Source organism: Sphaerobacter sp. (assembly GCF_019683595.1).
Lineage (GTDB): Bacteria > Chloroflexota > Chloroflexia > Thermomicrobiales > Thermomicrobiaceae > Sphaerobacter.
In genome coordinates this window covers 1-8,515 of sequence record NZ_JADGHZ010000146.1, presented here as the reverse complement: position 1 = coordinate 8,515, position 8,515 = coordinate 1, and the positions used below count along the sequence as shown (strand labels likewise).

Genomic DNA, 8,515 nt, shown 5'->3' with positions numbered 1-8,515 from the left:
TGGGTTTTTTGGTTGTGGTGGGTTAGGGGCCGGGGGGGGGGGGGGGCGGCGGCCTGGGCCGGCGCCCCGCCCATCGAGTGGCCGACCAGGTGGGCGCGCTCGATGCCGAGCGCGTCCATGAACCCGGCGACGGTGCCCGCCAGCACGTCGAGCGATCCGTCACCCACGTCCTTGCTCGATCCGCCGTGCCCCGGCAGGTCGAGGGCGTAGACCGTGCGCCCCCCGGCCAGCGCCTCCTGGTTGAAGAGCCAGGTGTTCAGGTCGCCGCCGAAGCCGTGGATCAGGATGACGGCCGGACCGTCCTCGCCGTGCTTCAGGTAGCGGATGCTGCGATCGCCGACGGTCACCTGCTCGGGCACCGGCCCGGTATCGCCCGCCTCGGCCGGCGGGACGAACGTGGCCTCGAATTCGGCGATCAGCTCCTGGATAGCCTCGTCCGGGGTCGACTCGTCGGCGATGATGCCGAGCATGCCGCCGACCGGGATCACCTGGCCGGGCTCCGCGACGCGCCGGCGCAGGATGCCCCCGGCCGGCGCCTCGACCACACCGTTGATCTTCTCGGTTTCGACCTCGGCCACCTCGTCTCCCGGCCGGATGGTGCTTCCTTCGTCCACCAGCCAGCTCACGAGGCGCCCCTCGGTCATCGACAGCCCCCACTTGGGCATCGTCAGCTTGATGACCTGGGTCTCCGTGGTCATGCCGGAACCTCCGCCCCCTTGCCGACGACCTCGCGCACCGCCGCGGCGATGCGGTCCGGGCTCGGGACAAAGGCATCCTCCAGCGTCGGGCTGAAGGGGACCGGTGCGTGCGGTGCGGTGACCATGCGGATCGGAGCCGTCAGCGCCGAGAAGCAGTCCTGGGCCACCAGGGCCGCGACATCGCTGGCGAAGCCGCAGCGCGGGTAGGCCTCATCGACGACTACGAGCCGGCCGGTCTTCTCGACGCTCTCGTAGATCGTCTCCGTGTCGAGCGGCGAGGTCGTGCGCGGATCGACGATCTCACACTCGATGCCTTCCGCAGCCAGCGTCTCGGCGGCCTGCTGGGCCATGCTGACCATCCGGCCGAGCGCGACGATGGTCACGTCGTTCCCCTCGCGCACATAGGCGGCTTCCCCGAAGGGGATGGTGTAGGACTCCTCGGGGACATCCCCCTCCATGGTGTAGAGCACCTTGTGCTCAAAGAAGATCACCGGGTCGTCGTCGCGGATCGCCTGGATCAGCAGGCCCTTGGCGTCGTACGGGTTGGAGGGGACGACGACCTTCAGCCCCGGGATGTGGGTGAAGATCGGGTAGAGGGCCTGGGAGTGCTGGGCCGCCGCGCGGATGCCGGCGCCGTACATGGTCCGAATCACGACCGGCGTCTTGGCCTTGCCGCCGAACATGTAGCGGAACTTGGCGGCCTGGTTGAAGATCTGGTCGAAGCAGACACCCATGAAGTCGACGAACATCAACTCCGCCACCGGGCGGATGCCGCTGATGGCCCCGCCGATCGCGGCGCCGATGAAGGCCGATTCGCTGATCGGGGTGTCGAGGACGCGGTCGTTAAACTGGGTCCAGAGTCCCTTGGTGACGCCGAGCGGGCCGCCCCAGGAGTCGCCCTGCTGGCCGTTGGACCCGGCGCCGCCGGAGATATCCTCGCCCAGCAGGACGACGGTCGGGTCACGCCGCATCTCCTGAGCGAGCGCCTCGTTGATCGCCTGCTGGAAGGTGAGCCGTCGAGCCATTTCTGCACCTCCGTCTGCTGGTAGGAGAGGGGCATCCACCCTCCCGCGCCGCCACCACACCGGCGCCGGGCGGGGCGACACCCGCCGCGGCCGGGGCGATGGCGCCCGTCGCGGCTAGTAGGCGACGTAGACGTCGGTCACAAGGTCCGACACATCCGGGTCGGGCGCGGCCTTGGCCTCGCGCACCGCGTCGTCGATCAGCGCCCGGACATCGCGGTCGATCTCGTCCAGCTCAGCCTGGTCGATGACCCCGGCGGACGTGACGCGCTGGGCGAAGCGCATCAGGCAGTCGCGCGTCTGGCGGATGTTCTCGACCTCGTTCGGCGCGCGGTAGGTCTGCTGGTCGCCCTCAAAGTGCCCGTAGTAGCGGTTGACCTTGCACTCCAGCAGGGTCGGGCCACCGCCGCTGCGGGCACGGCGGACCGCCTCGCGCGCTGCCTCGTAGACGGCAAAGAAGTCGTGACCGTCGACGATCACACCGGGCAGGCCGAAGCCGTCGGCGCGCTTGGCAACGTCGATGCCCTTCTGGTGGTACCGGTTCGAGGTGGACTCGGCGTAGCCGTTGTTCTCGACGACGAAGAGGACCGGGAGGTTCCAGACGGCCGCCAGGTTCAGGCTCTCCAGGAAGGTGCCCTGGTTCGATCCGCCGTCACCGACGAACGCGACACCGACTTGATCGGTCCCGCGGATGCGGGCCATCAGGCCGACGCCGCAGATGAGCGGGGGCGCGCCGCCGACGATGCCGTTGGCGCCGAGCATGCCCTGGTCGAAGTCGGCGATGTGCATCGAGCCGCCCTTGCCCTTGCACAGCCCGTCGCGCTTCCCGTAGATCTCCTTCATCATCGCCTTGACATCGCAGCCCTTGGCGATGGCGTGGCCGTGGCCGCGGTGGGTACTGCCCACCCAGTCATCCGGGCGGAGGTTGGCGCAGATCCCGGCGGCGATCGCCTCCTCACCCGCGTAGAGGTGCACGAACCCAGGGATCTCGCCGGTCGCGAACTCGATGTGCAGGCGCTCCTCGAACTCGCGGATGGTGCGCATGACACGGTAGGCGTGGAGTAACTCCTGCTTGCCCAACTCACCGATGATAGTGGGTGGGGGTGCCGAGGTGGTCATGGGAGCCTCCTTCCCCGGGAACCGATCATTTGGTTTGGTTGGTGCGTACCATCTTAGACACTGGGTCAAGATCTCGCAAGAGGTAGCGGGAATTGGCAATCCTTGGCCGCCCCACTCACACATGTGCTAGCATATGTGTATGTTGGACCACCGAGTTCAGGTTCTGCTCGACGACGAACGCTATGAGAAGGTGGCGCGGGAGGCGCGGCGCCGCGGCATCTCGATTGGGGCCGTGATCCGCGAGGCGATCGATCGATTGCCGACGGACAGCGAGGCTCGGCGCGCGGCGATCGAGGCGATCCTGGCGGCCGAGCCGATGCCGGTCCCCGACGATCCGGCGGACCTGCGCCGGGAGTTGGATACCGCGCGCGACAGCGATGAGCGATGATCGTCCTCGATACGACGGTGCTCACGTACGCGGTGGGTAGCGATCACCCGCTGCGCGAGCCTTGCCGCCGGTTACTCGCCGCGCACGGTGACGGCCGGGTCGCGGCGACGACCACAATCGAGGTGATTCAGGAGTTTGCCCACGTTCGTGCCCGGCGGCGATCCCGTTCCGACGCGGTCATGCTCGCTCGCTACTACGCCGTGGCGCTTCCCCTCCTCACCACGTTGCCGGATGACCTGGAGCTCGGCCTCGCTCTCTACGAGCGTGTTCCGGCCCTCGGTGCGTTCGACGCAGTGCTGGCAGCGGTGGCGTTGAACCGGGGCGCGTCGGCGTTGGTCTCGGCGGATCGGGCCTTCGCCGGAGTGCCTCACCTCCAGTGGATCGATCCGGCGAGTCCCGCATTGGCTCACCTCATCGAGCAGTAGCGCGTACCGTCGCTGCGATAAACCGCTCCCGCGCCTCACACGTACCCTCCGTGGACGGTTCGCGTCCGCCACGTGTGTGCTCGCGGCGAATCCGACGAGTTGGACGATGGAACAGCTTTCGCGTGGTGGCGGTGACGTCCAGGCGCACCGAGGAGACGAGGGTGCAGCGTGCCGAGTGAGCCGGATAGGGTTCCCCCGACGCCGGCAGGATACCTTCCCCTGGCCGACTACGGCGTGATCGGCGACGGGCGCAGCATCGCGCTGGTGGCGAACACCGGCGCGATCGACTGGTGGTGCCTGCCGCGCTTCGACGGCGACCCGATCTTCGCCCGGCTGCTCGACACGCGCCTCGGCGGGTCGTGCGTGATCCAGCCGTGCGGTCCCTTCCAGGGCCGGCAGGCGTACCTGGGCGAAACGAACGTGCTGGTGACCACCTTCGCCACCGATGCCGGGGAAGCGCGGGTGGTGGACTTCATGCCGGCGCTGACGGAGGAGCAGAAGCGCCGCTACCCGATCCCCTTCCGCGCGATCGTGCGCCGGGTGGAGGGGATCTCGGGCCACGTGCCGATGCAGATGGTCGTGCGGCCGAGACCGGACTACGGTCGCCTGACCCCGCGGGTGCGGCAGACGCGCGCGGACCGCTACGTCATCGAGTGGCGCGACCAGGCGCTGCACGTCACCTCGAGCGTCCCGCTGCGCATCGACCCCGGCACGCTCGCGGCGACCTTCGACCTCATGCCGGGCCAGCGAGTGGACCTCGTGCTCTCGTACTCCAGTGAGTCGCCGGCCGAGTTGCCGACGCTCGGCAGTCTCGACTTGATGCAGCGATTAACGGTTGGGTTTTGGGAGGCGTGGATCCAGCAGTGCAGCTACCCCGGGCCGTACCAGGAAGCGGTGCGCCGCAGCGCGCTCGTCCTGAAGCTCCTCACGTACGCCCCCTCCGGCGCGATCATCGCCGCGCCGACGACCTCGCTCCCGGAGCAGATCGGGGGCGTGCGCAACTGGGACTACCGCTACTGCTGGCTGCGGGATGCGGCCTTCACCATCCGCGCGATGCTGAGCCTCGATTACCAGAAGGAAGCCCACGCGTTCGCCGAGTGGCTGCTCCACGTCACCCGGCTGACGCACCCGGAGCTGCAGGTCCTCTACACCCTCTACGGCGAGGCCGATGTCCCGGAGCGTACGCTGGACTACCTGGAGGGCTATCGTGGCTCGCGGCCGGTTCGGGTCGGCAACGCGGCGGCCGAGCAGTTCCAGCTCGACGTGTACGGCGAGGTGATCGATGCCCTCCGGATCTACCAGCGGGTCGGCGGCACCTTCGATCGCGACGGGCGGCGCCTCATCGCGGGGCTGGCCGAGGTCATCGCGCGCCGCTGGCGGGAGCCGGACGACGGTATCTGGGAGGTTCGCTCGGGCCGCGCCCAACACATCCACTCCAAGGTGATGGCCTGGGTCGGCTTGCAGGCGGCGCTGGAGATTGCGCAACACGTACCGCTGCCGATCTCCGTGGCTCACCTCGCGCGCACGGCCGATGAGATCCAGGCGTGGGTGCTCCGCCACGGGTACGATGCCGACCTCGGCGCCTTCACCCGCACCTTGGGCGGCGGGGACCTGGACGCGGCGCTCCTGGTCATCCCAATGGTGGACTTCCTCGACCAGAGCGATCCGCGCGTGGCCCAGGCAGTCCGAGCGATCGAGCGGGGCCTCTCGCACGACGATCTCGTCCATCGCTACCTGGGAGTGGACGGCCTGCCCGGCGAGGAGGGAGCCTTCCTCATCTGCTCGTTCTGGCTGGTGGAAGCCCTGGCACGCACCGGGCGACTCGATGAGGCCCACGAGCGCTTTCAGCGCCTCCTCGCCCGAGCCAACCCGCTCGGGCTACTGGCCGAGGAGATTGACCCGGTGAGCGGGGAGCAGCTCGGCAACTTCCCCCAGGCCTTCAGCCACATCGGCCTGATCAACGCCGCACTGACCCTCCACGAGGTCGAGCAGCATCCCCGGCGCGGGGCCTACTCCCGGGTCGTGGAATAGTGGAAGAGGGAAAGACCGGGGATGTCCCGGTAGTCGCGCAGATTGCGGGTAACGAGTGTCAGGTTGAACTCCAAGGCCGTTGCCGCAATGATGAGGTCGAGCGCCCGACCGCCGACCCGCCGGCCGCGCCTGCGCAGGTCCGCCCGGACCGCTGCACAACGACGCGCGACTGCTGGAGAGAGAGGTAGCAGCGGCAGGGTCGCGACGAGTTCGCGAAACCGCAACTCGGCAGCGGGCTGATCGGTGCTCATGAGCACACCTTGGTAGACCTCCATGTAGGTGAATGATGCTGATGGCGATCCCCGCCGGTGCCAGACGAAGCAGGAGCTGGCTGGCGTCGGGGATGCCGGTGAAATGGTCGATGACCCAGTCGCTGTCAATGAGGTAGGCCATCGATCAGCGGGGACTCTCGGACTCGCCCTGCGTCCGAGCCTCGTGGATATCGCGGATGAGCGTCTCAGGATTCACGCCCACAAGCGTCCCGGCGCTCCGCTGCAGGGCCGCGCGGACCGCTTCGGGATCGTATCCTGCCCAGATACCAGCGCCGTCCGCCGGCTCTGTGTGCAACCCCATATCCCCTGTCGCACGCAGGTGCTGCGCAAAGGCGACGACCTCCGCCCGGCGCAGACGAATTCCAAGACGCGCTACCCGATGGGCACGGAGCCGCCCTGCCTTGACCCACCGGCGCACGACCGCGGCACTGACCGCCAGATAGTCGGCCGCCTCCGAGACGCTGATGTAATCGTGCCGCGCTCTGTGCACCATGAGGCGCTCCCGGGTTGTACGTGCGATACCGCGGAGATGATGGCCCTCGTCTTCTCACCATCCGTACACGCCCATTATGCCCGATGTCACGCGGCATGTCGAAGGCTCCGCCTTCTGCGGCGCTTCCCGGTGACGATGCCTCCCTACTCCCTCGGCCGGTAGAAGGTGCCGAGGATAGCGCCGAAGACGAGGTGGGCGAGGAAGGTGACGATGGCGGTCTGGTGGCCGTAGTTGCTGGCCAGGAAGCCGGGTGGCTCCAGCTCCAGTGTCGGTTCGGGTCCGCGTGCGTCGCTCGCCATGCGGGGATGGAGCCCCGGCAGGGCGGGGAGGCCGACGATGAGCACGAAGAGCGCGTGTACCGCCCCGATCGCCGTGCCGAGCCACCAGGTGGCGCGCCGGAAGTACTCGAAGGTCGAGGCGTAGACGAGCGCGAAGAGCCAGCCGTTCACCAGGTGGATCAGGAAGCCATAGATCTTGGCGCGGTCACGGTTCGGAGTGATCATGAGCCCGAGGATGAGCGGGAGATCGACCCGCGTTCGCCCGATGGCCGCGGCACCACGCAGGATGGTCGTCAGCACCGTGGTCCCGGCGAAGCCCCAGAGCATCACCGCACGGAGGTTCATTGCCCCGCCTCCCGTCCGCTCGGCGTGCCGTGGTGGCGCGCCCCTATAATTCGTACGAAGAGACCCGCGTTCCGGTCGGTGCCTGACTCCGGTCCGGCCCAGAGATTGGCTGGCCATGCTTCGCGTCCTCGTCGCTGCAGCGTATCCAACGATCCGTGCCGGGCTGGCGGCACTCCTGGACGAAACACCCGACATTGCCGTGGCGGCGACGGTGGAGGACGTAGCCGCCGCGGTGGCCGAGATGGAGCCGGCCGCACCGGACGTGATCCTGCTGGCACCCGGCGACGACGTGGAGGAGTGGCTGGACGACCTGGCACGGCTGGCCGGGGAGAGCGGAGCGCCGCCGGTCCTCCTCCTGGTCGACACACCTGATCTCGCACCCGAGGCACTGCGCGCCGGGGTCGCCGGACTGCTCCTCCGTGATGCCGACCCGGACGAGATCGTGGCGGCGCTGCGGGCCGCCGGGCAGGGTCTCACGGTGTTGGACCCGCGCGCGGTGCCCTTCCTGACGACCAACTCCCCGCCACAGACGGCCCCCGACACCGGGGAGCCACTCACGCCGCGGGAGCGCGAGATCCTCCAACTCATCGCACAGGGCTTGCCCAACAAGTCGATCGCGCTCCAACTCGGGATCAGCGAGCACACGGTCAAGTTCCACGTCGGCTCGATCCTCGACAAGCTCGGCGCCTCAAGCCGCGCCGAGGCCCTGGCCCGCGCCGCCCGGGCCGGGTTGATCGTGCTGTGAGGGATGCGGTGTGAACCGAGCACCCGCGGAGGATCGGCCGTACGTCCCCGCACTTGACCGCAGCTACTGAGATTGACGCATAGTTTGGGTTCACGCGGTCAACACGTGCCCGGAGGTGAACCCCGGACAGATAACAACAGCCCGCTCATGGCGTTTGACGAAAGACATGGGGGTCCGCCGGACGGCCCGTGTCCGGGGGGTTATGGAGTTTGACGAATGATATGAGTGTACGCAGCCGGCTGATTTAGGTGTCCGCCGCTCGGTATGTGCCCGGGGCTAAAGCCGCCGGGCTGACAAGCAAAGCCGGCTGAAGCCCGCTGGGGCGACGCAAGGCTGGCGCCTCGGCATGATGGACCCCGTCGCCCGGTAGGTGCCCGGGGCTCAAGCCACCGGGCTGAGAAGGTGAAGCCCACCAAAGGGGCTGCGATGGCTACATGCAGGCGTATCCGATCCGGCAGCCTGTGGGACGTCCCATCCCCAGCCCCTTCAGTGGGCTTACCAAAATATCAGCCCGGGGCTTGAGCCCCGGGCACCGGCCGGATGGCCGTAACCGAATGCCGGAAGCTGAGCCCGATTCCTCCAGCCGGCTTCAGCCGGCTTTGCTTGTCAGCCCGGCGGCTTTAGCCCCGGGCACAGGCCGCGGCGCGGGAACCTTCGCACCACCCCCGGGCACAGGCCACCGCGCGACGATCCTTCCAC

The 8,515-nt window shown here is 68.4% G+C and carries 10 protein-coding genes; 4 read left to right on the top strand and 6 right to left on the bottom strand.

The genetic code is table 11. From position 1 onward, the window contains the following. The 3 genes from IRZ30_RS13340 to IRZ30_RS13330 form a co-directional block, all read right to left on the bottom strand. Nucleotides 1-698 (bottom strand): alpha/beta fold hydrolase (locus IRZ30_RS13340; protein ID WP_294085900.1); only part of this gene is annotated, 698 nt, incomplete at its 3' end. Beyond that, nucleotides 695-1,723 carry an alpha-ketoacid dehydrogenase subunit beta gene (locus IRZ30_RS13335; RefSeq protein ID WP_294085898.1) on the bottom strand — a complete coding sequence of 343 codons (1,029 nt, stop codon included), beginning with the start codon at nt 1,721-1,723 and terminating at the stop codon, nt 695-697. The genes IRZ30_RS13335 and IRZ30_RS13340, both read right to left, overlap by 4 nt. Before the next feature lie 114 nt (nt 1,724-1,837). Next, entirely contained in the window at nt 1,838-2,839 is a 1,002-nt protein-coding gene (locus tag IRZ30_RS13330) for a thiamine pyrophosphate-dependent dehydrogenase E1 component subunit alpha (protein ID WP_294085895.1), read from the bottom strand. A 139-nt stretch (nt 2,840-2,978) separates the two neighbouring features. Between IRZ30_RS13330 and IRZ30_RS13325 the strand changes: the two genes are divergently transcribed. From IRZ30_RS13325 to IRZ30_RS13315, 3 genes are all read left to right on the top strand, one after another. Further along, nucleotides 2,979-3,227, top strand: coding sequence for a ribbon-helix-helix protein, CopG family (locus IRZ30_RS13325; RefSeq protein WP_294085893.1), 249 nt, complete (start codon nt 2,979-2,981; stop codon nt 3,225-3,227). Beyond that, nucleotides 3,224-3,652: a type II toxin-antitoxin system VapC family toxin gene (locus tag IRZ30_RS13320; protein ID WP_294085890.1), complete on the top strand. Its 429-nt coding sequence runs from the start codon at nt 3,224-3,226 to the stop codon at nt 3,650-3,652. Before IRZ30_RS13325 ends, IRZ30_RS13320 begins: the two co-directional genes overlap by 4 nt. A gap of 168 nt (nt 3,653-3,820) precedes the next feature. Further along, a complete protein-coding gene (locus IRZ30_RS13315) occupies nt 3,821-5,683 on the top strand; it encodes a glycoside hydrolase family 15 protein (protein WP_294085888.1) in 1,863 nt (620 codons plus the stop codon). On the opposite strand, the gene IRZ30_RS13310 is transcribed toward IRZ30_RS13315, so the two are convergent. The 3 genes from IRZ30_RS13310 to IRZ30_RS13300 all read right to left on the bottom strand — a co-directional run bounded on the left by IRZ30_RS13310 (nt 5,662) and on the right by IRZ30_RS13300 (nt 7,071). Beyond that, complete coding sequence (locus IRZ30_RS13310) at nt 5,662-5,958, bottom strand: type II toxin-antitoxin system VapC family toxin (protein WP_366945350.1); 297 nt, start codon at nt 5,956-5,958, stop codon at nt 5,662-5,664. The two genes, IRZ30_RS13315 and IRZ30_RS13310, sit on opposite strands and share 22 nt — an antisense overlap. Nucleotides 5,959-6,079: 121 nt before the next feature. Continuing rightward, nucleotides 6,080-6,448 carry a helix-turn-helix domain-containing protein gene (locus IRZ30_RS13305; RefSeq protein ID WP_294085885.1) on the bottom strand — a complete coding sequence of 123 codons (369 nt, stop codon included), beginning with the start codon at nt 6,446-6,448 and terminating at the stop codon, nt 6,080-6,082. Nucleotides 6,449-6,591: 143 nt separating this feature from the next. After that, entirely contained in the window at nt 6,592-7,071 is a 480-nt protein-coding gene (locus IRZ30_RS13300) for a hypothetical protein (RefSeq protein ID WP_294085883.1), read from the bottom strand. 115 nt (nt 7,072-7,186) lie between these two features. On the opposite strand from IRZ30_RS13300, the gene IRZ30_RS13295 reads away from it, so the two are divergent. Then, on the top strand, nt 7,187-7,816 hold the full coding sequence (locus tag IRZ30_RS13295; RefSeq protein WP_294085881.1) for a response regulator transcription factor: 630 nt from the start codon (nt 7,187-7,189) through the stop codon (nt 7,814-7,816). The last annotated feature ends 699 nt before the right edge of the window (nt 7,817-8,515 follow it).

Excerpts from the sequence above, each read along its gene's own strand:
- IRZ30_RS13300 (WP_294085883.1), bottom strand. The coding sequence starts at position 7,071 with ATGAACCTCCGTGCGGTGATGCTCTGGGGCTTCGCCGGGACCACGGTG.
- IRZ30_RS13330 (WP_294085895.1), bottom strand. The coding sequence starts at position 2,839 with ATGACCACCTCGGCACCCCCACCCACTATCATCGGTGAGTTGGGCAAG.
- IRZ30_RS13320 (WP_294085890.1), top strand. The coding sequence starts at position 3,224 with ATGATCGTCCTCGATACGACGGTGCTCACGTACGCGGTGGGTAGCGAT.
- IRZ30_RS13325 (WP_294085893.1), top strand. The coding sequence starts at position 2,979 with ATGTTGGACCACCGAGTTCAGGTTCTGCTCGACGACGAACGCTATGAG.
- IRZ30_RS13335 (WP_294085898.1), bottom strand. The coding sequence starts at position 1,723 with ATGGCTCGACGGCTCACCTTCCAGCAGGCGATCAACGAGGCGCTCGCT.
- IRZ30_RS13295 (WP_294085881.1), top strand. The coding sequence starts at position 7,187 with ATGCTTCGCGTCCTCGTCGCTGCAGCGTATCCAACGATCCGTGCCGGG.
- IRZ30_RS13310 (WP_366945350.1), bottom strand. The coding sequence starts at position 5,958 with ATGGAGGTCTACCAAGGTGTGCTCATGAGCACCGATCAGCCCGCTGCC.
- IRZ30_RS13305 (WP_294085885.1), bottom strand. The coding sequence starts at position 6,448 with ATGGTGCACAGAGCGCGGCACGATTACATCAGCGTCTCGGAGGCGGCC.